This is a genomic window from Streptomyces cyaneochromogenes (assembly GCF_003963535.1).
GTDB lineage: Bacteria > Actinomycetota > Actinomycetes > Streptomycetales > Streptomycetaceae > Streptomyces > Streptomyces shaanxiensis.
In genome coordinates, this window is sequence record NZ_CP034539.1 from 3,424,267 (window position 1) to 3,450,492 (window position 26,226).

A 26,226-nucleotide genomic window follows, 5' to 3' on the forward strand; every position below is an offset into this window, starting at 1 on the left:
CCCCATGGACGGCAGCCTGCCACTGTCCCCGCCGACGCGGTAGGGCGCATACGGCCACTCCCTGCTCGCGCACGTCACTATCAGGTGTCGCCGCCACGACCGACCGACCGCGCCGCCCCCGGCGGAGGACGACGGAGACCGAGCGGCGTCCGCACCCGGATCGTGTTCCGGGCGGGCGAGCCGGGCTCGGGCCGCGTTGTCGCCGAAGGCCACTTCTTCCCGGGCTGCGTCGCCGACGGCCGCGGCAGCCTCCTCAACCTGCGCGAACCCGGCGTCGTACGGGCTCTCGTCGACGAGGCCGAGGCGCGCCGACTTCTGCCGGGCGGCGCGGAGTCGGACGGCTGGGAGCTGTTCTCCGCGGCCGGCGAGGCGGTGGACCTCAGGCGCGGGGCCGCAGCCACTCCGTAGGGTTGCGAAACGCGCGACCGACGTCAGGACCAGCGGCCGGTACGGCCGAGGACCAGTGCCGTCGCCGCGGTCCCGGCGGTGGAGGTGCGCAGGACGGAACGGCCCAGACGGTACGCCTTGGCGCCCGCCTCCTCGAAGAGGGCCAACTCCTGCGGGGACACCCCGCCCTCCGGCCCGACGACGAGCACGATCTCGCCCTCGGCGGGCAGTTCGGCGGTCGCGAGCGGCTCGCTGCCGTAGTCGCGCTCCTCGTGCAGTACGGCGGCGAAGTCGGCCTTGGCGAGCAGCGCGGCGACCTGCTTGGTCGTCGCCGCGTCCGCGACCTCCGGGAAGCGCACCCGGCGGGACTGCTTGCCGGCCTCGCGGGCGGTGGCCCGCCACTTGCCGAGGGACTTCAGGCCCCGGTCGCCCTTCCACTGGGTGATGCAACGGGCCGCCTGCCAGGGCACGATGGCGTCCACACCGACCTCGGTCATGGTCTCCACCGCCAGCTCGCCCCGGTCCCCCTTGGGGAGGGCCTGGACGACGGTGATGCGGGGCTGTTGCGGCGGCTCCTCGGAGACCGAGGTCATGTGGAGGACCAGCTGGTCCTTGCCCTCGGTGCCGATCACGTCGCACAGCGCGTAGCGCCCGGCGCCGTCGGTGAGAACGACCTCCTCGCCCGGCTGGAGGCGCTTCACGGAGACGGCGTGCCGGCCCTCGGGCCCGTCGAGCACATACCGGCCTCCCCCGGTCGCGTCGAAGTGCTCGACCACGAACACCGGCGCGGTCATCGCTGCCCCCCGTTGACCGACAACGCTGTCCTCGCCGCGTCGAGTTCGGCCGCCAGCACCTCCACCAGCTGCCCGGCGGGCAGCTCACGTGCCATCCGGTGCCCCTGCCCCGCCCACAGCGCCAGGCCCTGCGGGTCGCCGGACGAGGCGGCCTTCTTGCGCAGCGGCGAGGTGAGGTGGTGGACCTCGGGGTAGGCGGCGGGGGCGTACGGGCCGTGCTCGCGCAGGAAGCGGTTGACCAGGCCACGGGCCGGCCGCCCGGAGAACGCGCGCGTCAACTCGGTGCGTGCGAACAGGGGGTTGGTCAGCGCCTGCTTGTGCAGGGCGTTGGCGCCGGACTCCGGGGTGGCGAGGAACGCGGTCCCCAGCTGGGCGGCACTGGCACCGGCGGCGAGCGCGGCGGCGATCTGGCTGCCGCGCATGATGCCGCCCGCGGCGACGATGGGCAGCCCGACGGCCTCGCGGATCTGCGCGATGAGCGACAGCAGCCCGATGCCGGTGCCGTCGGTCTCGGGATTGTCGCGATGAGTCCCCTGATGGCCACCCGCCTCGACACCCTGCGCGATCACCGCGCCCGCACCGGCCCGCTCCACGGCGAGGGCCTCGTCGGGGGTGGTGGCCGTGACGAGGGTGAAGGTTCCGGCACGCCGGAGGGACTCCAGCACATCGCTGCTGGGCACCCCGAAGTGGAAGGAGACGACGGGCACCGGATTGTCGAGCAGCACGGCCAGCTTGGCCTCGTACCCGTCGTCCCGCCCGCTGTCCGGGTCCCCGAGCTCGGTGTCGTACCAGGCGGCCTCGCCGGCCAGCTGATGCGCGTAGACGTCGACGGCGGCCTTGTCGGCGTACTCGGGCTGCGGCATGAAGAGGTTGACACCGAAGGGTTTCGTGGTCAGCCCTCGCAGCTGCTTGATCTCCTGGTACATCCCGTCGGCGGTCTTGTACCCGGCGGCGAGGAACCCCAGCCCACCGGCCTCGGACACGGCCTGGGCGAGATGCGGTACGGAGACGCCGCCCGCCATGGGGGCCTGCACGATCGGGAAGGGGAAGAGATCGGTCAGTGCGGAGGACATGACGGCATGTTGTCACGTCCCCCGAACAAGTCCGAATCGACCCTGTCCCTTGGTGCGGGCCAACGGAAACCAGCCCCTCCGGCGAGCGACCCCACCCACCGGTCAGCGACCGTTGAACGCGTCCTTCAACCGCGAGAACAGCCCCTGCTGCCCCGGCTGGAACTGCCCCTGCGGCCGCTCCTCACCCCGCAGCTTGGCCAGCTCCCGCAGCAACCGCTCCTGCTCGGGATCCAGCTTGGTCGGCGTCTGCACCTCGACGTGGACGATCAGATCGCCGCGCCCGCCGCCGCGCAGATGCGTGACCCCACGCCCGTGCAGAGGAATCGACTGTCCGGACTGGGTACCCGGCCGGATGTCGACCTCCTCCAGCCCGTCCAGCGTCTCCAGCGGCACCTTCGTACCGAGACACGCCGCGGTCATCGGGATCGTCACCGTGCAGTGCAGATCGTCGCCGCGCCGCTGGAAGGTCGGGTGCGGCAGCTCGTGGATCTCGACGTACAGGTCACCGGCGGGACCGCCACCGGGCCCGACCTCGCCCTCACCGGCGAGCTGGATCCGCGTGCCGTTGTCGACACCGGCCGGGATCTTGACCGTCAGGGTCCGCCGGGACCGTACGCGGCCGTCGCCCGCGCACTCGGGGCACGGCGTGGGCACCACGGTGCCGAAGCCCTGGCACTGCGGGCAGGGGCGGGACGTCATGACCTGGCCCAGGAAGGACCGCGTCACCTGGGACACCTCACCGCGACCGCGGCACATGTCACACGTCTGGGCCGAGGTGCCCGGCGCCGCGCCCTCACCGTTGCAGGTGTTGCAGACGACGGCCGTGTCGACCTGGATGTCCTTCGTCGTACCGAAGGCCGCCTCGTCGAGCTCGACCTCCAGCCGGATCATCGCGTCCTGGCCGCGCCGGGTGCGCGAGCGCGGACCGCGCTGGGACGCCGTACCGAAGAACGCGTCCATGATGTCCGAGAAGTTCCCGAAGCCGCCCGCGCCGAAGCCGCCGGCTCCTCCGCCGCCCGCCTGGGACAGCGGGTCGCCGCCGAGGTCGTAGACCTGCTTCTTCTGCGGGTCCGACAGCACCTCGTAAGCGGCGTTGATCTCCTTGAACCGCTCCTGGGTCTTCGGATCCGGATTGACGTCCGGGTGCAGCTCGCGCGCGAGCCGCCGGAAGGCCTTCTTGATCTCTTCCTGCGACGCGTCGCGACGCACGCCGAGAACGGCGTAGTAGTCCGTGGCCACTTACGACTCCGCCAGGATCTGTCCGACGTACCGTGCCACTGCGCGTACCGCTCCCATCGTTCCCGGGTAATCCATGCGGGTCGGTCCGACCACGCCGAGCTTGGCGACTGCCTCGCCGCCCGAACCGTAGCCGACCGACACGACGGACGTGGAGTTGAGTCCCTCATAGGCGTTCTCATGACCGATGCGTACGGTCATGCCCGAATCCCCGGCCTCGCCAAGCAACTTGAGGAGCACGACCTGCTCCTCCAGCGCCTCCAGGACGGGGCGGATAGTGAGGGGGAAGTCATGTCCGAAGCGGGTGAGATTGGCGGTGCCGCCGATCATCAGCCGCTCCTCGTTCTCCTCGACGAGCGTCTCCAGCAGAGTGGAGAGCACGGTCGAGACGGTGCCGCGGTCCTCGATGTCGAAGGCCTCGGGGAGGTCCTCGACGAGCGTCGGCACATCGGTGAAGCGCCGCCCCGCGACCCTGCTGTTCAGCCGCGCGCGTAGATCCGCGAGCGAGGCCTCACCGAAGGGCGCCGGGCAGTCCACCATCCGCTGCTCGACCCGCCCGGTGTCCGTGATCAGCACGAGCATCACACGCGCGGGCGCGAGCGAGAGCAGCTCGACGTGCCGGACGGTGGACCGGGTGAGCGAGGGGTACTGCACGACGGCGACCTGCCGCGTGAGCTGCGCGAGCAGCCGCACGGTCCGGGCCACGACATCGTCGAGGTCGACGGCGCCGTCCAGGAAGTTCTGGATGGCGCGCCGCTCCGGCGGGCTCATCGGCTTGACGCCGGCGAGCTTGTCGACGAACAGCCGGTAGCCCTTGTCGGTCGGGATCCGCCCCGCGCTGGTGTGCGGCTGGGCGATGTACCCCTCGTCCTCCAGGGCCGCCATGTCGTTGCGGATGGTCGCCGGGGAGACGCCGAGGCTGTGCCGCTCGGTCAGGGCCTTCGAGCCCACCGGCTCCTCGGTCCCGACGTAGTCCTGGACGATGGCGCGCAGCACCTGGAGCCTGCGTTCACTCAGCATCTCGCGCACACCTCCAGATGTCGTTCCCCTTGGCGCCTGCCTGGCACTCTGCGCTTGTGAGTGCCAGCCGTCCCCGGCCCAGTGTACGGCTGTGGGGTACGCCCCGGGCAAGGCCGGTCCGGCACGACGGTGCCGGCCGGTCGTGTCTTGGTTAGCGTCCCTGTATGACGGTGACTTGGGAAGAGCTGGGATGGGAGCGGCTGGCGGCCGGGGTGGGGCGGTGCCGGCTGCCGGTGTGGGACTGCACGGCGGGGCTGGTCGTCGGGGACGGGACCGCGTTGATCGTCGACGCCGGGTCAAGCCTCGGGGAGGGCGCGCGGTTGCGTACCCAGGCGCAGTGGCTCGCGGGTCACCGTGTGACTCATCTCGCGCTGACCCATCCCCACTTCGACCATGTCCTCGGGGCGGCGGCCTTCGCGGGCGCGGAGGTGTACGGCGCGGTGGGCATGGACACGGTCTTCGACGGACGGCACGCGCGCGAGGAGCTGCGCGCGGACGCGGTCCGCCACGGCCTGGACGCGGCCGCCGCGGAGGAGGCCGTGGACGCGCTGATCCACCCCCACCATCAGGTGAGCGGCGAGTGGACCCTCGACCTGGACGGCGGTCGGCAGGTGCTGCTGGCGAACGTGGGCCCGGCCCACACGGCCCACGACCTGGTGGTGCTCGTGCCGGGCGACCCGGAGGTGGTCTTCTGCGGCGACCTGGTGGAGGAGTCCGGCGAGCCCCAGGCCGGCACGGACGCCGTACCGTCCCACTGGCCGGCGGCCCTGGACCGCCTGCTGGAGCTGGGCGGCGAGGACGCGCTGTACGTGCCCGGTCACGGAGCGGTGGTGGACGCGGAGTTCGTGCGGCGCCAGCGCGACGCCCTCGCGGCCCGCTTCGGCGTGTCGGGGTGATCCGTACGCCAGACGGCCCACGCTTCTCCTATCGTCATCCGAATGCGCCAGTACTCGCCGGACCTGACTCCGCCGTGGAAGAAGCCCAAGCCGGTACCGGAGGTACCCGCCGACCCGGGCCTGGTCGTCGAGGAGGCGGGCACGGGGTTCTGCGGCGCGGTGATCCGCTGTGAGGCGGGCACGGTGACCCTGGAGGACCGCTTCGGCAAGCACCGGGTGTTCCCGCTGGAGCCGCGCGGGTTCCTGCTGGAGGGCAAGGTGGTGACTCTCGTACGCCCCTCGTCGCCGGCTCCGGTACGTCCCACCCGTACGGCGTCCGGTTCGGTCGCCGTCCCGCAGGCACGCGCGCGCGTGGCCCGCGCCGGCCGTATCTATGTCGAGGGCCGGCACGACGCCGAGCTGGTCGAGAAGGTGTGGGGCGACGATCTGCGCATCGAGGGCGTGGTCGTGGAGTACCTGGAGGGCGTCGACGACCTCCCGTCGATCGTCGCCGACTTCGCTCCGGGCCCGGACGCCCGCCTCGGCGTCCTGGTCGACCACCTGGTCCCCGGCACGAAGGAGTGGCGCATCGCCGAGTCGGTGACCAGCGCGCACGCCCTGGTGGTGGGCCATCCGTACATCGACATCTGGGAGGCGGTGAAGCCGTCGTCCCTGGGCATCGCGGGGTGGCCGCGGGTGCCGCACGGGCAGGACTGGAAGACGGGGGTGTGCCGGGCGCTGGGGTGGCCGTCCGAGAACACCGGGGCGGTGTGGCAGGCGATTCTGGCCCGGGTGGGCTCCTACAAGGATCTGGAGCCGGAGTTGCTGGGGCGGGTGGAGGAGCTGATCGACTTCGTGACGGCTCCGCAGTAGCGCCGTAGCGCCCCTCAGTCCACCAGGTCCCGCACCACGGCGTCGGCCAGCAGGCGCCCGCGCAGCGTCAGGACCGCGCGTCCTTCGTCGTACGGCTCCTGCTGCAGAAGTCCGTCCGACAGGGCGCGGCGGGAGGCCCTGAGGCCGTCCTCCCGCAGCAGCTCCAGCGGCGCCCCCTCCAGCAGCCTGAGCTCCAGCAGGATCCTCTCCACCCTGCGGTCCTCCCCCGACAGCAGCTCCCGTCCGGCCCCCGGCGACCGCCCGGCCGCCAGCGCCGCCGCGTAGGCCCCGGGGTGCTTCACGTTCCACCAGCGCACGCCGCCCACGTGGCTGTGGGCGCCGGGACCGGCCCCCCACCAGTCGGCGCCCCGCCAGTACAGCTCGTTGTGCAGGCAGCGGGCGGCCTCGGAGGTCGACCAGTTGGAGACCTCGTACCAGTCGAAACCGGCCGCCGTGAGCGTCTCCTCGGCGATCAGGTACCGGTCCGCGTGGACGTCGTCGTCGGTCATCGCAACCTCGCCCCGGCGGATCCGGCGGGCCAGCTGCGTGCCCTCCTCGACGATCAGGGCGTATGCCGAGATGTGGTCCGGTCCGGCCCCCAGCGCCGCCTCCAGCGAGGCCCGCCAGTCGTCGTCCGACTCGCCAGGGGTGCCGTAGATCAGGTCCAGGTTGACGTGCTCGAAGCCCGCCGCGCGGGCCTCCGCGACGCATGCCTCGGGGCGGCCGGGCGTGTGCGTGCGGTCCAGGATCCTCAGCACGTGCTGCTTCGCGCTCTGCATGCCGAAGGAGAGGCGGTTGAAACCGCCCCGGCGCAGCGTGGCCAGGTACTCCGGGTTCACCGACTCCGGGTTCGCCTCCGTGGTGATCTCCGCGTCGGGCGCCAGTCCGAACTCGTCGCGGATCGCCCCCAGCATCCGTACGAGATCGTCGGCGGCCAGCAGGGTCGGCGTACCGCCGCCGACGAAGACCGTGCGCACCTCGCGCGGGTCGTCGCCGAGGACCTTGCGGGCCAGGCGGATCTCGTCGATCAGCGTCTCGGCGTAGTTGTCGCGGGACGCCAGCACCCCGCCCGTGCCGCGCAGCTCGGTCGCCGTGTAGGTGTTGAAGTCGCAGTAGCCGCAGCGGGTCGCGCAGTACGGGACGTGCAGGTAGAAGCCGAGGGGTCGGTCGGCGGACCCGGCGAGCGCGGGCGCGGGGAGCGCGCCGTCGTCGGGGACGGGCTCGCCGTCGGGGAGTGCGGAGGGCATGGGTTCTATTGTCCCGTACGCGGCCGGTTGCTTCGGGCCCGCCGGTTGCCCGGGGCCCGCCGTGCCCGGGCCCGCCGGTTCCTCGGGCCCCGCCGGTTCCTCAGCCCTGCCGGTTGCGGGCCCGCCGGTTGCTCGGCCCCTGCGGTTACTCGGGCCGCCGGGTTCCTCGACCCCGACCGGTTACCCGGCCCCGCCGGTCATTCGGCCCCGCCGGTCATTCGGTCTGCAGCACCAGCAGCGCCAGATCGTCCTCCGGCGGGCGGCCGCCGAACTCGTGCACCAGCCTGCGGATGCGTTCCGCGATCAGCTGGGCGTTCAGGCCCGCGCATCCGGCGAGGGCCGCCGCGAGGCCGTCGCCGTCGTCGAACTGGCGGGAGCCGCTGCGCCGCTCGGTCACCCCGTCGGTCACGCACAGCAGGGTGTCGCCGGAGCGCAGCTCGAAGGTCTCGCTGGTGTACGTCGCGTCCTCGACGACCCCGAGGAGGGTCTGGGGCTGCGCGGCCGTGTGCACCTCGCCGCCCGCGCCGAGGAGGAGCGGCAGGGGGTGTCCGGCGGAGGCCAGGGTGCAGCGGACGCCGCCGTCGAAGGGGGTCAGCTCGCCGTACAGCAGGGACAGGAAGCGGGTCTGCGGGCCGTCTCCGGGTGCCATCGGGCCGACCAGGGCACGGGCGGCGGCGTCGGCGGCCTCCGTGGCGTCGTCGAGGAGGAGCTGGTTGAGGCGGTCGAGGACGTCGGCGACCCGGTAGCCCTCTCTGGCGAGGAGCCTCAGCCAGGGCCGCGCGATGCCGATCACCACGGCGGCCTCCGGGCCCTTGCCCTGGACGTCGCCGATGGCGAAGCACCAGCGGCCGTCGCCGGCCGGGAAGAGGTCGTAGAAGTCGCCGCTCGGGCCGCCCTTGTCGCACGGCTCGTACACCAGGGCGCTGACCACCCCGGGGATCTCCGCGACCGCGCCGGGCAGCAGTCCGCGCTGCAGGACCCGGCTGATGGTGGCCTGCCGGGCGTACTGGCGGGCCGCGCCGATGGCGAGGGCCACCCGGCGGCTGAGGTCCTCCACGAGCCCGGTGACCTCGTCGGGGAAGCGGCTGAGGCCGGCCCGCCCGATGACCAGCGTGCCCAGCGGGCGGCCGCCCGCGATCAGGCGGTACGCGAGCGCCGTGCCGCGGATGCCGCGCTCACCGAGCGCGTCACCGGGCCACGGGTAGGCGACGGGGCTGGTGCGGTGCTGGTCGGACGGTTCGGGCGGCTCCTTCTCCAGGGCGCGGCGGAGTTCCTCGATGAGGTTCTCGGAGCCGTGCCAGACGCGGGCGAGCCGGGGCCCGGCCCCCGCGCCGAAGTCCACCGGCCGGCCTCCCCCGCCCCCGGCCTCACCTGATCGGGGGTAGCCCCAGCGCCCGGCGACCTCGTCCTCCAGCCACACCGCGCACCAGTCCGCCAGCCGCGGCACGATCAGCTGACCGGCGAGCGCGGCGACGAGGTTCTCGTCGAGCTGCCCGGCGAGCAGGTCGGAGGCCTCCGCGAGGAAGGACAGGGCGCCTCGGTTGAGCCAGTCCCGTTCGCGTTCGGGGCGCGGGGGAAAGTGAGGATCCCCCTGATCGAGGGAAGCCGGGGCGCTCCCCTGATCGAGCGAAGCCGGAGCGCTCCCTTGGCCGAGTGACACCGAAGCGTCCTCCTGAGCGCCCTGATCGCCCCTCTCGCCCGAAGCCGCGAACGGTGGCCCGGCCGACAGCGGCAGCGGCTCCGGCGCGAGAATCTCCGCGACGCGCAGCCCGCGCTCCAGCGCACGCTCCTCGGCGTACGCCTCGATGTCGTCCCTGGCCACCACGGGATCCTCGGCGGGCAGCCGTGCCCACACGGTCTTGGCACCGGTGCGGTAGGTGACACCCCAGGACTCGGCGAGCCGGGACACCAGCCGCAGGCCACGGCCGTACTCCGGGGTCTCGTACGGCGCGTCGACCTCGCCGTCGCGCGGGGCGCGCGAGGGGTGGTGGTCCAGTACCTCGACGAGGAGTGCGCCGGTGTCCTCCTCCAGCCGACAGCTGAGCTCGACATCGGTACCGGCGTGCACGACGGCGTTGGTGACGAGTTCGCTGACGGCCAGGACGGCGTCCTCTACCAGGCGGTCGCTGACGCGCTCGGTGCCGGGAAGGCCGGAGGCGGCCCACTCGGTGAGGGTGGCGCGCACGAGGGAGCGGGCGGAGCCCGGGGAGAGGGGGGTGCCGGGGAGGGTGGTACGGGTCTGGGGGCGCACACCTTCCCCGGTACGCGGGCGCGCGTCCTCGTGCGCAGGCGCATCAGAGGCACGGGTAACGGTCTCCCGTTGCACCGGAATGGCCCCCATGGACAGCTCCCCGAGCGGTTCGGACGAATACGCCTCAGTCGACGCCGACAGAGTGACAGACTGGCCACGCCCATAAGCACCGAGTTACCGAAGTGGGCCGCCATGAGTGAGAACCGTGCTACGCGTGTGCTCGAAGACGGACAGAAAGACGGTCAAATTCGAGCATCGGAACTGCGCGCGCTGCTCGCCGCGATGACCGCGGCTCGAGACGGCGACTTCCGCAAGCTCCCGGAGACGGGTGAGGGGGTCGTCGCCGAGTTGACGGCTGTCTTCAACCAGATCGTGGACCGCAGCACGCACTTCAACAATGAAGTGCAGCGCGTCAAAAGGGAGTTGGTTCGGCACGGCCGCCTCGACGAACGGCTGTCCGCGAGCCCGGGACAGGGCGGCTGGATGACCCGGGTCAACGACGTCAACCAACTGCTCGACGCCCTGGTGGCCCCGGCGGCGAACGCCACGCGCGTGCTGGACGCGGTGGCCGGCGGCGACCTCACCCAGCGCGTCGACCTGCACGACGGCACCCGCCTGTTACGCGGCGACCTGCGCCGCCTCGGCCGGGCCGTGAACAAGATGGTCGACCAGCTCTCCCTGTTCACCGGCGAGGTCACCCGCGTCGCCCGCGAGGTCGGCACCGAGGGCCGGCTCGGCGGCCGGGCCAAGGTGACGGGTCTGTCCGGCAGTTGGCGGGACGTGACCGAGGCGGTCAACACGATGGCGTCCCGGCTGACGGCCCAGGTGCGCGACATCGCCCTGGTGACCACGGCCGTGGCCCGCGGCGACCTGACCCGCACGGTCACCGTCGAGGCGACCGGCGAGCTCCTCGAACTCAAGCTGACCGTCAACACGATGGTCGACCAGCTCTCCGCCTTCGCCGACGAGGTGACGAGGGTCGCCCGCGAGGTCGGCACCGAGGGCCAGTTGGGCGGACGCGCCCAGGTCCGCGGCGTCAGCGGCGTGTGGAAGGACCTCACCGACAACGTCAACTTCATGGCGTCGAACCTGACCTCCCAGGTCCGCAACATCGCCCAGGTCACCACCGCCGTCGCCAACGGCGACCTGAGCCAGAAGATCACCGTCGACGCCCAGGGCGAGATCCTCGAACTCAAGTCGACCATCAACACGATGGTCGACCAGCTCTCCGCCTTCGCCGACGAGGTGACGAGGGTCGCCCGCGAGGTCGGCACCGAAGGAAACCTCGGCGGCCGGGCCCAGGTACGCGGCGTCTCCGGCGTATGGAAGGACCTCACCGACAACGTCAACTTCATGGCGGACAACCTGACCTCCCAGGTCCGCAACATCGCCCTCGTGTCCACGGCCGTGGCCCAGGGCGACCTCGGCAAGAAGATCACGGTCGAGGCGAAGGGCGAGATCCTGGAACTGAAGTCGACCATCAACACGATGGTCGACCAGCTCTCCGCCTTCGCCGACGAGGTCACCCGCGTCGCCCGCGAGGTCGGCACCGAAGGAAACCTCGGCGGTCAGGCCCAGGTACGCGGCGTCAGCGGCGTGTGGAAGGACCTCACCGACAACGTCAACTTCATGGCGCTGAACCTGACCTCCCAGGTCCGCAACATCGCCCAGGTGACGACGGCCGTGGCGAACGGCGACCTGTCGAAGAAGATCACCGTCGACGCCCGCGGCGAGATCCTCGAACTCAAGGACACCGTCAACACGATGGTGCAGCAGCTGCGCGCCTTCGCCGACGAGGTCACCCGCGTCGCCCGCGAGGTCGGCACCGACGGCCGGCTCGGCGGGCGGGCGCAGGTGCTGGGCGTCTCCGGCGTCTGGCGGGACCTGACGGACAACGTCAACTACATGGCCGACAACCTCACCTCACAGGTGCGGAACATCGCCCAGGTCACCACGGCCGTCGCCAACGGCGACCTCTCCAAGAAGATCGACGTGGACGCGCGCGGCGAGATCCTGGAGCTGAAGACCGCCATCAACACGATGGTCGACACCCTGTCCTCCTTCTCCTCCGAGGTCACCCGCGTGGCCCGCGAGGTGGGTTCCGAGGGGCAACTCGGCGGCCAGGCCCGGGTGGAGGGCGTCTACGGCACCTGGAAGCGCCTGACGACGAACGTGAACGAACTCGCGTCGAACCTGACCACCCAGGTCCGCGCGATCGCCGAGGTCGCCTCCGCCGTGGCCCAGGGCGACATGTCCCGCTCGATCACGGTCGAGACGCGCGGCGAGGTCGCCGAGCTGAAGGACAACATCAACCTGATGGTGGCCAACCTGCGCGAGACGACCCGTGCCAAGGACTGGCTGGAGTCCAACCTGGCCCGCCTCGCCGCCCTGATGCAGGGCCACCGCGACCTGATGGAGGTCGCCGACCTGCTGCTGCGCGAGCTGACCCCGCTGGTCAACGCCCAGTACGGCGCGTTCTTCCTGGCCGACCCGGACGAGGAGAGCGCCGCACTGCGCACGACCGTGCCGGCGAAGGGGCTCGCGTTCATCGCCGGGTACGGCTCGGCGCAGGGCGCGACCGTCGAGACCGGCGGTCTCCCGGTGCACGGCCTGGTCCGGCAGGCGGCCCGCGAGAAGAAGCGGATCCTCGTCGAGGAGGCACCACCGGACTACATCAAGATCAACAGCGGCCTCGGCGAGGCGGCCCCGACCAGCGTCGTCATCATCCCGATCCTCTTCGAGGACAAGCTCCTCGGCGTGATCGAGCTGGCCTCCTTCTCCCGCTTCTCCGACGTGCACCTGGCGTTCTTCGACCAGTTCGTGAACACCATCGCCGTCGCCATCAACACGATCATCGCCAACTCCCGTACGGAGTCCCTGCTCGGCGAGTCCCAGCGCCTGGCCATGCAGCTCCAGGAACGCTCGGACGAACTCCAGATGCAGCAGGCGGAGCTGCAGCGCTCGAACGCGGAACTGGAGGAGAAGGCGGCCCTGTTGGCCACCTCCTCCCAGTACAAGTCGGAGTTCCTGGCGAACATGTCGCACGAGCTGCGTACGCCGCTGAACTCGCTGCTGATCCTGGCGCGCCTGCTGTCGGACAACCCGGACGGCCATCTGTCGGACCAGGAAGTGCAGTTCGCGACGACGATCCACCGCTCCGGCTCCGACCTCCTCCAGCTGATCAACGACATCCTGGACCTGTCGAAGATCGAGGCGGGCCGGATGGACGTACGCCCGAAGAAGCTCCCGCTCATCAAACTCCTCGACTACGTCCACGCCACCTTCCGCCCCCTCACCCTGGACCGGGGGCTCGCCTTCGAGGTGTCGGTCGGCGAGGACGTGCCGCGCGAGATGTACTCGGACGAGCAGCGCCTGCAGCAGATCCTGCGCAACCTCCTGTCCAACGCGATCAAGTTCACCGCGACCGGCCGGGTCGAGCTGCGTGTGAACCGGGTGAAGGACCCCGACCACCAGTACGTCCTCGAGGGCGACGAGGTGATCGCGTTCGCGGTGTCCGACACCGGCATCGGCATCGCGCAGGAGAAACTCCCGGTGATCTTCGAGGCGTTCCAGCAGGCCGACGGCACCACCAACCGCAAGTACGGCGGCACCGGCCTCGGTCTGTCCATCAGCCGGGAGATCGCGGGCCTGCTGGGCGGCCGTATCGTCGCCGAGAGCGAACCCGGCAAGGGCTCCACGTTCACGCTGTACGTCCCGGTCGTCAGCCCCGGCCACGCGGCGACCGGGCCGGTCCCCGAGGACCGCGCGCTGCCGATCCCGGAGCAACTGTCGGCCGAGCCCTTCACGGCCACCCACGACGCGGACGAGAGCTGGCCGACACCGACCAAGCTGGAGGCGTGGCAGACGGGCCGGGCAGGCCGCGTCCTCCCCGGCCGACGGGTGCTGATCGTCGACGACGACATCCGCAACGTCTTCGCGCTCACCCATGTCCTGGGCAGGGTCGGCATGCCGGTGCTGTACGCGGAGAACGGCCGCGAGGGCATCGAGACCCTGGAGCGCAATCCGGACGTCGAACTCGTCCTGATGGACATCATGATGCCGGAGATGGACGGCTACGAGACGATCTCCGCCATCCGCCGCACCCCGCGCTGGACCGACCTGCCCATCGTCGCGCTGACCGCGAAGGCGATGCCCGGCGACCGGGAGAAGTCCATCGCGCGGGGCGCCAACGACTACGTACCGAAACCGGTGGACGTGGATCAGCTGTTGACCGTCGTCTGCGACCTCCTGGACCCCGAGGGCGCGGAACGCGGAGAGGAACAGTCCGCGGAGCCGGAGAACACCGCAGAACCGGGACCGAGCACTTCCAAGGGGGAAGAGGTCCCGCCGACCATCACCGAATGAGGCCACTACACCATGAGCGCTGAGGCAACGACCGACGAGCGCGCCGGCATCCTCCTGGTCGACGACATGGAGGACAACCTGATCGCGCTGGAGGCCGTCCTGGGGTCCCTCAACGAGCCGCTCGTCCGCGCACGTTCGGGCGAGGAGGCGATGAAGGCGCTGCTGCGCCAACGCTTCGCCCTGGTCCTGCTCGACGTCCGCATGCCGGGCATGGACGGCTTCGAAACGGCGACGAACATCAAAAGGCTCGACCAGACCAAGGACGTCCCGATCATCTTCCTGACCGGAGCGGAGGACGACCCCGGCTACGCCTTCCGCGGCTACGCGACCGGCGCCGCGGACTACCTGACCAAGCCGTTCGATCCATGGGTGCTGCGCGCGAAGGTGACGGTGTTCCTGGACCTGTACCGCAAGAGCCGGGAGCTGGAACGCCTGCTGACCCAGAAGCCGACGCACAGCGCCGAGTTCCTCATACGGCTGGCGGCTCTGGAGGAGGAACTGAACGGGAAGGAACCGGACCTCGAAAGGCTGCGCAGCCAGGTCCGAGAGCTACGGCAATACCTGACAGGCGGACGGCAAGTGTCCTGACCTGGGGGGCGCGGGGCTGTGTCGATCCGCGGCTCCGCCGCGAGGGCGCGACCAGCCACAACGAACCGGCAGTCGCGCACAGACCCCGCCACCCCTCCCCTTGGGCGCTACGCCTCCCGCGTCCCCGCGTACATCTCCTCGATCAGCCCCTTGTACTCCCGCTCCACAACCGGCCGCTTCAACTTCAGACTCGGCGTGATCTCCCCGTGCTCCACGTCGAGATCCCGCGGCAGCAACCGGAACTTCTTGATGGTCTGCCACTTCTGCAGCCCGGCGTTGAGCTGCTTCACATAGCCGTCGACCATCTCGACGGTGGCCGGCGCGGCCACGATCTCCGCGTACGACTTCCCGGCCAGCCCGTTCTCCTCCGCCCACGCCAGGATCGAGGGCTCGTCCAACGCGATCAGCGCCGTGCAGAAGTTCCGGTCGGCGCCGTGCACCAGGATGTTGGAGACGTACGGGCACACCGCCTTGAACTGCCCCTCGACCTCGGCCGGCGCGATGTACTTGCCGCCCGACGTCTTGATCAGGTCCTTCTTGCGGTCGGTGATGCGCAGGTAGCCGTCCGGGGACAGCTCGCCGATGTCACCGGTGTGGAACCAGCCGTCGGCCTCCAGCACCTCGGCGGTCTTGTCGGGCAGCCCGTGGTAGCCCTCCATGATGCCGGGACCGCGCAGCAGGATCTCGCCGTCGTCCGCGATGCGCACCTCCGTGCCGGGCAGCGGCTTGCCGACCGTGCCGGTGCGGTAGGCCTCACCCGGGTTCACGAAGGACGCCGCGGAGGACTCGGTGAGGCCGTAGCCCTCGAGGATGTGGATGCCGGCGCCGGCGAAGAAGTAGCCGATCTCCGGGGAGAGGGCGGCCGAGCCGGAGACGCAGGCACGCAGGTTGCCGCCGAAGGCCTCGCGGATCTTGGCGAAGACGAGGGTGTCGGCGACCTTGTGCTTGGCGGCGAGGCCGAACGGCGCGGAGTGGGTGCCGGTGCGGCGGAAGTTGTCCTGGGTGACCTTGGCGTACTCGCGGGACACCCCGGCGGCCCACTGGAAGATCTTGTACTTGGCGCCGCCGGCCGCGCGGGCCTTCGCGGCGACCCCGTTGTAGACCTTCTCGAAGATGCGCGGCACGGCCGCCATGTACGTCGGCCGCACGACCGGCAGATTCTCGATGATCTTGTCGACGCGGCCGTCGACAGCGGTGACGTGACCGACCTCGATCTGGCCGGAGGTGAGCACCTTGCCGAAGACGTGCGCGAGCGGCAGCCACAGGTACTGCACATCCTCGGCGCCGACCAGCCCGGTCGCGGCGATCGCCTTCGCCATGTACGCCCAGTTGTCGTGCGGCAGCCGTACGCCCTTGGGGCGGCCGGTGGTGCCGGAGGTGTAGATCAGGGTGGCGAGCTGGTCCTTGGTGATCGCGCCGACGCGCTCCTTGACCAGCTCGGCGTCCTTCTCCAGCCGGGCCGCGCCGCGCTTCTCCAGCTCGTCGAGGGTGAGGATCCAGTCGGCGGTCTCGACGCCGGCCGGGTCGATCACGACGACATGCGTGAGGTGCGGCAGCTCGGCGCGCTTCTCCTTGGCCTTGGCCAGCTGCGCCGCGTCCTCGGCGATCAGTACGCGGCTCTCGGAGTCGGCGAGGATGAACGCCGACTCGTCGGCGTTGGTCTGCGGATAGACGGTGGTGGTGGCCGCGCCGGCGCACATGATGCCCAGGTCGGCGAGTATCCACTCGATCCGGGTCGAGGAGGCGAGGGCCACCCGCTGCTCGGGCTGGACGCCCAGCTCGATGAGCCCGGCCGCGATCGCGTAGACCCGGTCGGCGGCCTGTCCCCAGCTCAGGGACTTCCAGTCGTCCGGGCCCTGGCCGGTGGCGGCGGGCACCGGATACCGGTACGCCTCGGCGTCCGGCGTGGCCGCTACGCGCTCCAGGAAGAGGGTCGCCACGCTCGGCGGGCGGTTCTCGATCAGTGTCTGTGTGTCGCTCACGACATCCTCCGGGGCCCGCGACAGTGCGGCTGGCTCAGGTTGCGGCTGTTGTTTAACTCGCGAGTAACTATCGAGCAGGGATCAGAGTAGATGCCGACCGGCCGGTGCGTAAGGGGCGGCGGGCTGTCACTTCCTACAGAGGAAAGCGGAGGGCCCGCCACACTACGGCGCGACGGGCCCATGGAATCGGTACACCTCGGGACTATTTCTTGCCCTTGCCCGATCCCGCGCTGTCATCACTGCTCAGTACGGCGATGAAGGCCTCCTGCGGAACCTCCACGGAACCCACCATCTTCATCCGCTTCTTGCCTTCCTTCTGCTTCTCCAGCAGCTTCCGCTTACGGGAGATGTCACCGCCGTAGCACTTGGCGAGGACGTCCTTGCGGATGGCGCGGATGGTCTCGCGGGCGATCACCCGGGAGCCGATGGCGGCCTGGACGGGCACCTCGAAGGCCTGCCGCGGGATCAGCTCCTTGAGCTTGGCGACGAGCCGTACACCGTACGCGTACGCCTGGTCCTTGTGGGTGATCGCCGAGAAGGCGTCGACCTTGTCGCCGTGCAGCAGGATGTCGACCTTGACCAGGCTGGAGGTCTGCTCACCGGTGGGCTCGTAGTCGAGCGAGGCGTAGCCGCGGGTCTTGGACTTCAGCTGGTCGAAGAAGTCGAAGACGATCTCGGCGAGCGGCAGGGTGTAGCGGATCTCGACCCGGTCCTCGGACAGGTAGTCCATGCCGAGGAGGGTGCCGCGCCGGGTCTGGCACAGCTCCATGATCGAGCCGATGAACTCGGTCGGCGCGAGGATCGTGGCGCGCACGACCGGCTCGTACACCTCGTTGATCTTGCCCTCGGGGAACTCGCTCGGGTTGGTGACGGTGTGCTCGCTGCCGTCCTCCATCACGACCCGGTAGACCACGTTCGGCGCGGTCGCGATCAGGTCGAGGCCGAACTCGCGCTCCAGCCGCTCGCGGATCACGTCGAGGTGCAGCAGGCCGAGGAAGCCGACGCGGAAGCCGAAGCCGAGCGCGGCGGAGGTCTCCGGCTCGTAGACGAGCGCCGCGTCGTTGAGCTGCAGCTTGTCGAGGGCCTCGCGCAGCTCGGGGTAGTCGGAGCCGTCCAGCGGATACAGGCCGGAGAAGACCATCGGCTTCGGGTCCTTGTACCCACCGAGCGGCTCGGTGGCGCCCTTCTGCTGGCTGGTGACGGTGTCACCGACCTTGGACTGGCGAACGTCCTTCACACCCGTGATCAGATAGCCCACCTCGCCGACGCCGAGACCGTCGGCGGACAGCATCTCGGGCGAGTTCGTCCCGATCTCCAGCAGCTCGTGCGTGGCGCCCGTCGACATCATCTTGATGCGCTCGCGCTTGTTGAGCTGGCCGTCGATGACACGGACGTACGTCACGACACCGCGGTAGGAGTCGTAGACCGAGTCGAAGATCATCGCGCGGGCGGGGGCGTCCTTGACGCCGACCGGGGCCGGGATCTCCTTGACCACCTTGTCGAGCAGCGCGTCGACGCCGAGGCCGGTCTTCGCGGACACCCGCAGCACGTCGTCCGGGTCGCAGCCGACGAGGTTGGCGAGCTCCTCGGCGAACTTCTCGGGCTGGGCGGCCGGCAGGTCGATCTTGTTCAGTACGGGGATGATCGTGAGGTCGTTCTCCATCGCCAGGTAGAGGTTGGCGAGGGTCTGCGCCTCGATGCCCTGGGCGGCGTCGACGAGGAGGACGGTCCCCTCACAGGCCGCGAGCGACCGTGAGACCTCGTAGGTGAAGTCGACGTGCCCCGGGGTGTCGATCATGTTGAGGATGTGCGTGTTGCCGGGTTCGTGGGTGGGAGCCCACGGCAGCCGCACCGCCTGGGACTTGATCGTGATGCCGCGCTCGCGCTCGATGTCCATCCGGTCGAGGTACTGAGCACGCATCTGCCGCTGCTCGACCACACCGGTCAGCTGGAGCATCCGGTCGGCGAGCGTGGACTTGCCGTGGTCGATGTGCGCGATGATGCAGAAATTGCGGATCAGAGCCGGGTCGGTACGGCTCGGCTCGGGCACATTGTTAGGGGTCGCGGGCACGCAGGGTCCTGTCTCTTGAGGCGCCTTATGCCTCGGGTCGGATCGATACGTAGGTTCCATGGTCCCACGGGCGGCGACCGGCGACCGTTTTGGGCCGTCGGCCGGGCCACTGGTACTCTGGGTGGCTGTGTCTCATGCCCTCTCAGCACGAGGCACTCTCCAGAAAATCACCGGTGCGGGACCCTTGCGGTCCTGTGCCTGAACCTGAAAAGGCTCATTCGTGGCGAACATCAAGTCCCAGATCAAGCGGATCAAGACCAACGAGAAGGCCCGGCTGCGCAACAAGGCCGTCAAGTCCTCTCTGAAGACCGCGATCCGCAAGGCCCGTGAGGCCGCTGCCGCGGGTGACGTCGAGAAGGCCACCGAGTACCAGCGCGCCGCGTCGCGTGCCCTCGACAAGGCCGTCTCGAAGGGCGTCATCCACAAGAACCAGGCCGCCAACAAGAAGTCGGCGCTTGCTTCGAAGGTCGAATCCCTCAAGGGCTGAACCTCTTCTTTGATCTGACCGCCGGAGGGAATCGAGCGGGCCCTCTCTCATCCGCTCCCGTCCGGCACCCCGAGCCTGTACGCGGCCTGCGTTCGCCACGCGGGTACGGGCTCAGCAGCTTGAACCGAAGGCCCCGGCGCCTCGCCCTTCCCCAGGGCGCGGCGGCGGGGCCTTCGGCATGGGTCAGGCTGGTCAGGCCTTCCCTGCGACCGTCACGACCAGAAGTCGTTGGACTTGTCGATGTCCGCGATGCACTCGTCGAGATCGCTGATCCTGTCTCCTACGACGCGGAAGACGATCGCCCCGTCCTCGTCGATGCGCTTGCCCTGGCGCTCCGCCTTGAAGTGGTGCACGGAGACCACGTGCCCCCGGCCGTCGACGAGCAGGTTGCGGAGTTCGACCTGCATCGTCCCGGCCGTCTCCTCGAAGAGCCGGCCGTACATCTCGATGACCGCGTCCTGCCCCTTGAAGTCACCCGACAGCGGGTGGCTGCCGGGCACGTGGTGCGTGCAGTCCGATGTCATCAGCCCGCGCAGGGCGTCCATGTCACCTCGTGTGAAGGCTTCGTAGCCCTTCCGGACGAGAGTCGCGTGCGGGTGTTCAGCCATGCCTGATCGCCACCTTCCCTGATGTAAGGCGATGTACGGCCGATACGCCCGATTCTCCTCTCTTCTCCCTAGCCCCGCCCCCGGGAACGTGCCGCCCGCGCGACCGCCACGACCGCCTTCTCCAGGGCATACCCGGGGTCGTCCCCGCCGCCCTTCACTCCGGCGTCCGCCTCGGCGACCGCCTGCAGCGCGACCGCCACTCCGTCCGGCGTCCACCCCCGCATCTGCTGTCGGACGCGGTCGATCTTCCACGGCGGCATACCCAGCTCACGCGCGAGGTCGGCGGGACGCCCGCCCCGGGCCGAGGACAGCTTCCCGATGGCCCGCACGCCCTGTGCCAGCGCGCTGGTGATCATGACCGGCGCCACGCCCGTCGCCAGCGACCACCGCAGCGCCTCCAGCGCCTCCGCGGCCCGCCCCTCGACCGCCCGGTCGGCGACGGTGAAGCTCGACGCCTCGGCCCGGCCGGTGTAGTACCGCCCGACGACCGCCTCGTCGACGGTCCCCTCGACATCGGCGACCAGCTGGCTCACCGCGGACGCCAGCTCCCGCAGATCGCTCCCGATGGCATCGACCAGCGCCTGACAGGCTTCCGGCGTCGCGGACCGCCCGGTCGCCCGGAACTCCTGCCTGACGAACGCCAGCCGGTCCGCCGGCTTCGTCATCTTCGGGCACGCCACCTCCCGCGCCCCCGCCTTGCGCGCGGCGTCGAGCAGCTTCTTGCCCTTGGCCTGACCGGCGTGCAGCAGCACCAGGGTGATCTCCTCGGCGGGAGCCGTGAGATACGCCGTGACGTCCTTGATCGTGTCCGCCGACAGGTCCTGCGCATTGCGCACGACCACGACCTTGCGCTCCGCGAACAGCGAGGGGCTGGTCAGCTCGGCCAGCGTGCCCGGCTGCAACTGGTCCGAGGTCAGCTCCCGTACGTCCGTGTCGGCATCGGCGGCCCTGGCGGCAACCACCACCTCCCGCACGGCACGATCGAGCAGCAGCTCCTCCTGACCCACGGCGAGGGTCACAGGGGCAAGGGGGTCGTCGTTCGCAGTCTTCCTGGCCATCGCGTACAGCATGGCATGGGGGACTGACAGCGGGGGCGGGAGCGGTGTGCCCCCTGCCCGAAGAGCTGGGGGCACACCGCCGGCTCCGGACGGCGCGGCCCCGCCCCCCGCCCAGCCACGCCGGGCAGGCGTCCGGCTACGGCTCCTCCCGCCACCCGTCCCACTCCCCCGCGAACGCGTCCAGCTCCCCCGGATCCAGCCGCCCCGCCTCGTCCCGCAGCACCACCAGCCACTGCGCGTCCTCGGCGTCGTCCTCCCCGGCCAGCGCGTCCCGCACCAGCCGCGGCTGCTCATCGATCGCGAACCGCTCCCCGAGCGCCTCCGCGGCCTCCTCCGCCGCGTCACGATCGGGCAGCACCAGCACATGTCTCACATCACTCACGGAGCAATTCTCAGGCACCCGAGGAGGCTCGAACGCACGCCGGGGTCCGGGAACGGACAGCCGCCCGCCGCCGCAGCGCGGCCCTGAGGTGCCAGGGCAACCTCATGAACTCCGGCCACCCCGTGAACCCGGCCGACCCGTGCCCCCTGGGCAACCATGAACCCCACAGCCGGATTCGCCCGAGCAGCCTCCCTGCCCGGCTCGGGCCCGGACTCGGACGCGGACTCGGACTCAGCCCTCCCTGCCCGGCTTCCGTACCGTCGGCACCCGGTCCAGCTCGATCCCGAACCGTTCCCGGTAGACCCCCAGCACCTCCTCGTCCGTGCCCAACTCCCGCTCCTCACGACTCCCGTCGGCCGCCGTCGACTTGAACGTGCGGCCGCTGAGCGTGATCCGCCCTCCGTCCTCCGTCACGCGCGAACACACCAGGGACTGCGTGAAGTGCGACCCCGGCGAGGTGCTGTGCCACCACGCCCCCGCCACGAAGTCACCGAGCACCCGTGGCCGCTGCTCCAGCCGGTACTCCGGCCGACCGGCCATGCCGACCTCCAGGTCCGCCGCCTCCGCCACGTCGTATCCGCCACGCACCCCGGCCTCATCCGGCCCGGCCTCCACGATCCGGAACACGCCCGCGGGATCCACCTGCTCACCCCGCGCCTCGAACGCCAGCGGATAGTGACTGTGCGCCCCGAATCCGACGTCCGCCAGCCACGCTCCCCCGTCCACCGTCCTGACCTTGAGCGCCATGTGGTCGTAGGGGATCCCGAGCCGCCCCTCCTTCCCGTGCACCCGCGCCGCGAGCAGCGTCACGTCGAAGCCCAGCGCGGTGAGCAACGCCCCGAACGCCCCGTTCAGTTCGTAGCAGAACCCTCCCCGTCCGGCCCCCACCACCTTGTCCAGCAGTCGCTTCTCCTCCAGCACGATCTCCTCGCCGAGGTGGATCGACAGGTTCTCGAACGGCACGGTCTGCAGATGGCGCAGATGCAGCTCGCGCAGCACGTCCACGGTGGGCCAGGCCGGGTGCTCGACCCCCAGGCGACGGAGATAGGCATCAACCTCAACGGAATCCATGCCCTCAGTCTCCCGCCACCGCGAGCTCCGCGCCCGTGCCCACGACCGCCAGCGCCCCGTCCTCGTCCGTCCGCAGCACCACCGCACCCTGCGCCCGCAGCGCCGCGACGGTGCCGGGAGCGGGGTGCCCGTACGGGTTGTCCTCACCGCAGCTGATCAACGCCAGCCGCGGCGCCGCCCGGCGTATGAGCTCCGGGTCCTGGTACGCCGAGCCGTGGTGGGCGACCTTGAGCACATCCACGCCGCCCAGCAACGCCCCGGCCGGCGATCTCAACAGCGCTTGCTGGGCCGGGGGTTCGAGGTCCCCGAGCAGCAGGAGCCGCAGCCCGGCCGACCGGACGAGCAGGGTGACACTGGCGTCGTTCGGTCCCTCCGGGGCCGGCACCGGGTGCGCCGGCGGCCACACCACCTGCCAGCTCAGCGCCCCGGTCCGCCGCTCCTCCCCGGCAGCTGCCCGGGTCAGGGGGACGCCCCGAGCGGCCGCCTCCCTGCGTACGAACTCCACCTGGTCCACGGGCTCTTCGTGCCCTGTGGTCTCGATCGCGCCCACCTCACGCCCTCGCAGCACGCCGGGCAGGCCCGCGACGTGGTCCGCGTGGTAGTGGGTCAGCACGACGAGCGGGATCCTGGTGATCCCCAGCGTGCGCAGACACCGGTCGACCAGCGTCGGATCGGGGCCTGCGTCCACCACCACACCCGTGCCCTCGCCCGCCGCGAGCACCGTCGCGTCGCCCTGCCCCACATCGCACACGGCGAACCGCCACCCGGGCGGAGGCCACCCCGTGACCACCCTGGTCAGCGGCGGCGGCTGCAGCACCACCAGCAGGAGCAGCGCCCCGCAGACACCGCACCACCAGGGGTGCCGCAACAGTCGCCGACCGGCGAGCAGGGCGACCACCGTGACGAGGGCGAGCAGCGCCGCCCCCGTCCAGCTCCCTGGCCAGTCCACGCCCGCCCCGGGCAGTGCGGCGCCTGTCCGGGCGACGTCCGCGATCCACCCGGCCGGCCAACTCGCACACCAGGCCAGCACCTTGGCCATCGGCATCGCGAGCGGTGCCGACGCCAGCGCCGCGAAGCCCAGCACCGTGGCCGGTGCGATCGCGAACTCCGCGAGCAGGTTGCACGGCACCGCCACCAGGCTCACCCGGGCCGAGAGCACGGCCACGACCGGCGCGCACAGGGCCTGCGCGGCAGCCGCGGCCGCCAGCGCCTCGGCCAACCGCGGCGGCACCCCTCGGCGGCGCAGCGCCGCACTCCAGCGGGGCGCGAGGGTGAGCAGGGCGCCCGTGGCGAGCACGGAGAGCAGAAAGCCGTAACTACGGGCCAGCCACGGGTCGTACAGCACCAGCAGCAGTACGGCCGTCGCCAGCGCCGGGACGAGTGATCTGCGGCGTCCGGTCGCCAGTGCCAGCAGCGCGACGGCCCCGCAGGCCGCGGCCCGCAGCACGCTCGGGTCCGGCCGGCACACGACGACGAACGCGAGGGTGAGCCCTCCGCCGAGCAGCGCGGTGGACCGCAGGGAGATACCGAGGCGAGGTGCGAGGCCACGACGCTCTGCCCGCTGGGCCAGTCCGGGCGGGCCGATCAGCAGGGCGAGGATGATCGTGAGGTTGCTGCCGGAGACGGCGAGCGTGTGCGCGAGGTCGGTCTCCTTGAACGCCTCGTCCAACTCCGGCGTGATCCGGGAGGTGTCGCCCACGACCAGCCCCGGCAGCAGCGCCCGCGCGTCCGCAGGCAACCCGTCGGTCGCCTCCCGCAGGCCTCCCCGCAACCGCCCCGCCAACCGCTGCGCTTCAGTCGGCTGCCCCACGACCTCCGGCACAGCCGGGTCCCGGACCCGCAGTACGGCAGCGATCCGGTCACCGTCGGCCAAGGAGGGCGCGAGGCGGGCGGTCACGCGCAGCCGCGTGGAAGGGAGAAGCCGCAGCCAGGGCGAATGCCGGGCGGCAGCGGAGTGGGACGGCACATCGGCGTCGCCGGAGGCTCCCCATCCACCGTCGACGATCATCAGCACCGGCGCCCGCGTCACCACGGCCGCGCCGTCCGTCTCTTCGACGCGCCGTACGTCCGCGTTGATCAGCACGGACGTCGGCGCCATGTGATTCCCTCGGACCCGGGGCCGGGTGAGCCGCGGATCGGCGGTGACCTCGACCTCGGCGGTCACGGTGGCGTACTCCCGGGCCAGCCCCGGCACCGGCCCACGCCGCAGATCGGCCCCGTGCAGCCCGGCGGAGACGGCGGCCGCGGCGACGCAGAGCAGCACGGCGGCGACGGAGGTACGCGGCCAGGTGCGTCGCACGGGCGCGGTGTCCTGCCTGCGCGGCCACTTGAGCGGACCTGCCAAAGACGCCTGCCGGGCCGCTCCGTCCCGCCCGGGAGCGGAACCGGGTCGAGGTACGGTCGCATGACCAGCGCGCCCACCGCCCCGCCGTACCAGCACCAGTACGCCTGCCGCGACCAGACAGACGGCCGCCACACCGGCCACCCACACCGATGGGGCATCCAGCATGAGCGCCGCCGTTCCCCAGGCGGCCAGCGCGGGTAGGACGAGTCGGAGGTCCGTCGGTCCTTCCTGCCGGGGGTGGGAGGTGCCGAGCCGGCTACCCGACGCGGCATGAACGGCGGCGCGGGAGGGCGCGCGGACGGGTGTGCGGGCATCGTGACTCATGGCCGCACGAGATTCCGGAGATCGGCGAAACGACGCGTGCCGATGCCGTTGACCTCTTGCAGCTCGTCCACCGAGCGGAAGCCGCCGTGCCGGGTGCGGTAGTCGATGATGTGCTGGGCCAGCACCGGGCCGACGCCCGGGAGGGTGTCGAGCTGCTCCACGGTGGCCGTGCTGAGGGAGACCGGCGCGACAGGCGCCGCACCGGCGACCGCAGTACCGCCCGAGCCGCCCGTACCGGCCGCTGCCCCCGGCACGGCAACCGGACCGCCGACGATCACCTGCTCGCCGTCCACCAGGAACCGGGCCCGGTTGAGACCGTCGGTGTTCGTGCCGGGACGCACTCCACCAGCCACGCGCAATGCGTCCGCTACTCGCGAGCCGGCCGGAAGGCGATGGATCCCCGGCTCACGCACCTTGCCGCTGACGTCCACGACGATCTCCGCCGCTGCCGCGCCCTCGGTACCCGGCACACCGGCCGCCGACGCCCCCGCACCGGCTTCCCCGCCCGACTCACCGCCCCCGTGCGGGGCACCCGGCTCCCCGCTCCCGTGCGGGGGCGCCGCCCTCACCACCTCGGGCGCCCGCACGGACTGCGTCCGGCCGCTCCAGAAGTGCTGCACGGCGAACCCGGCGGCCAGGACGAGCACCACGCTGAGCGCGACCACGCTCCGCCGCTCCAGCCCGCACCTCGCCTGCAACCACACCGGCATCCGCTCCCGCAGCGCCAGCCCGGCCCGCCCCCGCCAGTCCCCGCTCCCGGCGTCACTGCTTCCAACGCCCCCACCGGCATCCGCCGCGCCCGGGCCCAGCACCGCGGCATCATCATCCCGGGCATCCCCCGTCGGCGGCCCCGCCCCCGACTCTCCCCACTCCTCGGCCCGTTCGGCGAAAATCACCTCCGCCCGGCGGCGCAGCTCCTGCGCCGACGCATGCCGCCGCCGTGCCCGGCCACGGGCACGCAGGCGTTGATGACGAGCGCGGACATCGGAGTGAGGACCGCGGCCCGGGCCGCTGGTCACCGTGGCCGTGCGTGTGCGTGTGGGTGAGCCCGTACGTGTACGTGATCGAAGTGCCATGCGACGAGGATCGAACACCTCGCCCAACTCGCGATGATCTTGCTCAATTCCCGGGGATTACCGCCCAGTTGTGGATAACTCGGCCACCCACACGAGTGACTCAACCGCCTGACA

General features: G+C 71.2%; 20 protein-coding genes. 6 read left to right on the top strand and 14 right to left on the bottom strand.

All coding sequences use genetic code 11. From position 1 onward, the window contains the following. Positions 1 to 84: 84 nt before the first annotated feature. Positions 85 to 408: a hypothetical protein gene (locus EJ357_RS15310; protein ID WP_126392153.1), complete on the top strand. Its 324-nt coding sequence runs from the start codon at positions 85 to 87 to the stop codon at positions 406 to 408. Positions 409 to 431: 23 nt separating this feature from the next. Here EJ357_RS15310 and EJ357_RS15315 read toward each other — a convergent pair whose 3' ends face one another. The 4 genes from EJ357_RS15315 to hrcA form a co-directional block, all read right to left on the bottom strand. Continuing rightward, complete coding sequence (locus EJ357_RS15315) at positions 432 to 1,181, bottom strand: 16S rRNA (uracil(1498)-N(3))-methyltransferase (RefSeq protein WP_126392154.1); 750 nt, start codon at positions 1,179 to 1,181, stop codon at positions 432 to 434. Further along, positions 1,178 to 2,254, bottom strand: a complete 1,077-nt coding sequence (locus tag EJ357_RS15320) for a nitronate monooxygenase (protein WP_126392155.1) — start codon at positions 2,252 to 2,254, stop codon at positions 1,178 to 1,180. The genes EJ357_RS15315 and EJ357_RS15320 overlap by 4 nt, the downstream gene beginning before the upstream one ends. A 102-nt stretch (positions 2,255 to 2,356) precedes the next feature. Beyond that, positions 2,357 to 3,493: a molecular chaperone DnaJ gene (gene dnaJ, locus EJ357_RS15325; protein WP_126392156.1), complete on the bottom strand. Its 1,137-nt coding sequence runs from the start codon at positions 3,491 to 3,493 to the stop codon at positions 2,357 to 2,359. Further along, the gene (gene hrcA, locus EJ357_RS15330) at positions 3,494 to 4,510 is read right to left on the bottom strand and encodes a heat-inducible transcriptional repressor HrcA (protein ID WP_126392157.1); all 1,017 of its coding nucleotides are present in this window, start codon (positions 4,508 to 4,510) and stop codon (positions 3,494 to 3,496) included. 164 nt (positions 4,511 to 4,674) lie between these two features. Here hrcA and EJ357_RS15335 point away from each other — a divergent pair, with 164 nt between their 5' ends. Further along, positions 4,675 to 5,406 (top strand): MBL fold metallo-hydrolase, encoded by a 732-nt coding sequence (locus EJ357_RS15335; protein WP_126392158.1) that lies wholly within the window; start codon positions 4,675 to 4,677, stop codon positions 5,404 to 5,406. 42 nt (positions 5,407 to 5,448) lie between these two features. After that, positions 5,449 to 6,258 carry a DUF3097 domain-containing protein gene (locus tag EJ357_RS15340; RefSeq protein ID WP_126392159.1) on the top strand — a complete coding sequence of 270 codons (810 nt, stop codon included), beginning with the start codon at positions 5,449 to 5,451 and terminating at the stop codon, positions 6,256 to 6,258. 14 nt (positions 6,259 to 6,272) lie between these two features. On the opposite strand, the gene hemW is transcribed toward EJ357_RS15340, so the two are convergent. Together hemW and EJ357_RS15350 are read right to left on the bottom strand one after the other, a co-directional pair. After that, on the bottom strand, positions 6,273 to 7,505 hold the full coding sequence (gene hemW, locus EJ357_RS15345) for a radical SAM family heme chaperone HemW (RefSeq protein WP_126392160.1): 1,233 nt from the start codon (positions 7,503 to 7,505) through the stop codon (positions 6,273 to 6,275). 214 nt (positions 7,506 to 7,719) lie between these two features. Next, complete coding sequence (locus tag EJ357_RS15350; RefSeq protein WP_126392161.1) at positions 7,720 to 9,846, bottom strand: ATP-binding SpoIIE family protein phosphatase; 2,127 nt, start codon at positions 9,844 to 9,846, stop codon at positions 7,720 to 7,722. Positions 9,847 to 10,038: 192 nt separating this feature from the next. Here EJ357_RS15350 and EJ357_RS15355 point away from each other — a divergent pair, with 192 nt between their 5' ends. Further along, a complete protein-coding gene (locus EJ357_RS15355; protein WP_407698487.1) occupies positions 10,039 to 14,121 on the top strand; it encodes a HAMP domain-containing protein in 4,083 nt (1,360 codons plus the stop codon). A 12-nt stretch (positions 14,122 to 14,133) separates the two neighbouring features. Then, complete coding sequence (locus EJ357_RS15360) at positions 14,134 to 14,709, top strand: response regulator (protein ID WP_126392163.1); 576 nt, start codon at positions 14,134 to 14,136, stop codon at positions 14,707 to 14,709. A 107-nt stretch (positions 14,710 to 14,816) separates the two neighbouring features. On the opposite strand, the gene EJ357_RS15365 is transcribed toward EJ357_RS15360, so the two are convergent. Then, on the bottom strand, positions 14,817 to 16,691 hold the full coding sequence (locus tag EJ357_RS15365; protein ID WP_126392164.1) for an AMP-dependent synthetase/ligase: 1,875 nt from the start codon (positions 16,689 to 16,691) through the stop codon (positions 14,817 to 14,819). 202 nt (positions 16,692 to 16,893) lie between these two features. Then, on the bottom strand, positions 16,894 to 18,762 hold the full coding sequence (gene lepA / locus EJ357_RS15370) for a translation elongation factor 4 (RefSeq protein ID WP_126392165.1): 1,869 nt from the start codon (positions 18,760 to 18,762) through the stop codon (positions 16,894 to 16,896). 220 nt (positions 18,763 to 18,982) lie between these two features. On the opposite strand from lepA, the gene rpsT reads away from it, so the two are divergent. Next, positions 18,983 to 19,249: a 30S ribosomal protein S20 gene (rpsT, locus tag EJ357_RS15380; RefSeq protein WP_126392167.1), complete on the top strand. Its 267-nt coding sequence runs from the start codon at positions 18,983 to 18,985 to the stop codon at positions 19,247 to 19,249. Positions 19,250 to 19,461: 212 nt separating this feature from the next. On the opposite strand, the gene EJ357_RS15385 is transcribed toward rpsT, so the two are convergent. The 6 genes from EJ357_RS15385 to EJ357_RS15410 form a co-directional block, all read right to left on the bottom strand. Further along, a complete protein-coding gene (locus tag EJ357_RS15385) occupies positions 19,462 to 19,857 on the bottom strand; it encodes a nuclear transport factor 2 family protein (RefSeq protein WP_126392168.1) in 396 nt (131 codons plus the stop codon). A 68-nt stretch (positions 19,858 to 19,925) separates the two neighbouring features. Then, positions 19,926 to 20,915, bottom strand: coding sequence for a DNA polymerase III subunit delta (gene holA, locus EJ357_RS15390; RefSeq protein ID WP_188142319.1), 990 nt, complete (start codon positions 20,913 to 20,915; stop codon positions 19,926 to 19,928). A 136-nt stretch (positions 20,916 to 21,051) separates the two neighbouring features. Further along, positions 21,052 to 21,297 carry a hypothetical protein gene (locus EJ357_RS15395; protein ID WP_126392170.1) on the bottom strand — a complete coding sequence of 82 codons (246 nt, stop codon included), beginning with the start codon at positions 21,295 to 21,297 and terminating at the stop codon, positions 21,052 to 21,054. Between the two features lie 231 nt (positions 21,298 to 21,528). Beyond that, positions 21,529 to 22,368, bottom strand: a complete 840-nt coding sequence (locus EJ357_RS15400) for an arylamine N-acetyltransferase family protein (protein ID WP_126392171.1) — start codon at positions 22,366 to 22,368, stop codon at positions 21,529 to 21,531. A 4-nt stretch (positions 22,369 to 22,372) separates the two neighbouring features. Further along, positions 22,373 to 25,036: a ComEC/Rec2 family competence protein gene (locus EJ357_RS15405; protein WP_126392172.1), complete on the bottom strand. Its 2,664-nt coding sequence runs from the start codon at positions 25,034 to 25,036 to the stop codon at positions 22,373 to 22,375. Beyond that, positions 25,033 to 26,112 carry a ComEA family DNA-binding protein gene (locus EJ357_RS15410; RefSeq protein WP_126392173.1) on the bottom strand — a complete coding sequence of 360 codons (1,080 nt, stop codon included), beginning with the start codon at positions 26,110 to 26,112 and terminating at the stop codon, positions 25,033 to 25,035. Before EJ357_RS15410 ends, EJ357_RS15405 begins: the two co-directional genes overlap by 4 nt. Between the last annotated feature and the right edge of the window lie 114 nt (positions 26,113 to 26,226).

What these genes read in the sequence shown, in the direction of transcription:
- holA (WP_188142319.1), bottom strand. Translation starts at nt 20,915, where the DNA reads ATGGCCAGGAAGACTGCGAACGACGACCCCCTTGCCCCTGTGACCCTC.
- EJ357_RS15320 (WP_126392155.1), bottom strand. Translation starts at nt 2,254, where the DNA reads ATGTCCTCCGCACTGACCGATCTCTTCCCCTTCCCGATCGTGCAGGCC.
- EJ357_RS15315 (WP_126392154.1), bottom strand. Translation starts at nt 1,181, where the DNA reads ATGACCGCGCCGGTGTTCGTGGTCGAGCACTTCGACGCGACCGGGGGA.
- EJ357_RS15355 (WP_407698487.1), top strand. Translation starts at nt 10,039, where the DNA reads ATGACCGCGGCTCGAGACGGCGACTTCCGCAAGCTCCCGGAGACGGGT.
- EJ357_RS15335 (WP_126392158.1), top strand. Translation starts at nt 4,675, where the DNA reads ATGACGGTGACTTGGGAAGAGCTGGGATGGGAGCGGCTGGCGGCCGGG.
- EJ357_RS15400 (WP_126392171.1), bottom strand. Translation starts at nt 22,368, where the DNA reads ATGGATTCCGTTGAGGTTGATGCCTATCTCCGTCGCCTGGGGGTCGAG.
- EJ357_RS15410 (WP_126392173.1), bottom strand. Translation starts at nt 26,112, where the DNA reads ATGGCACTTCGATCACGTACACGTACGGGCTCACCCACACGCACACGC.
- hemW (WP_126392160.1), bottom strand. Translation starts at nt 7,505, where the DNA reads ATGCCCTCCGCACTCCCCGACGGCGAGCCCGTCCCCGACGACGGCGCG.
- EJ357_RS15350 (WP_126392161.1), bottom strand. Translation starts at nt 9,846, where the DNA reads ATGGGGGCCATTCCGGTGCAACGGGAGACCGTTACCCGTGCCTCTGAT.
- EJ357_RS15405 (WP_126392172.1), bottom strand. Translation starts at nt 25,036, where the DNA reads ATGAGTCACGATGCCCGCACACCCGTCCGCGCGCCCTCCCGCGCCGCC.
- EJ357_RS15360 (WP_126392163.1), top strand. Translation starts at nt 14,134, where the DNA reads ATGAGCGCTGAGGCAACGACCGACGAGCGCGCCGGCATCCTCCTGGTC.
- hrcA (WP_126392157.1), bottom strand. Translation starts at nt 4,510, where the DNA reads ATGCTGAGTGAACGCAGGCTCCAGGTGCTGCGCGCCATCGTCCAGGAC.
- EJ357_RS15340 (WP_126392159.1), top strand. Translation starts at nt 5,449, where the DNA reads ATGCGCCAGTACTCGCCGGACCTGACTCCGCCGTGGAAGAAGCCCAAG.
- EJ357_RS15385 (WP_126392168.1), bottom strand. Translation starts at nt 19,857, where the DNA reads ATGGCTGAACACCCGCACGCGACTCTCGTCCGGAAGGGCTACGAAGCC.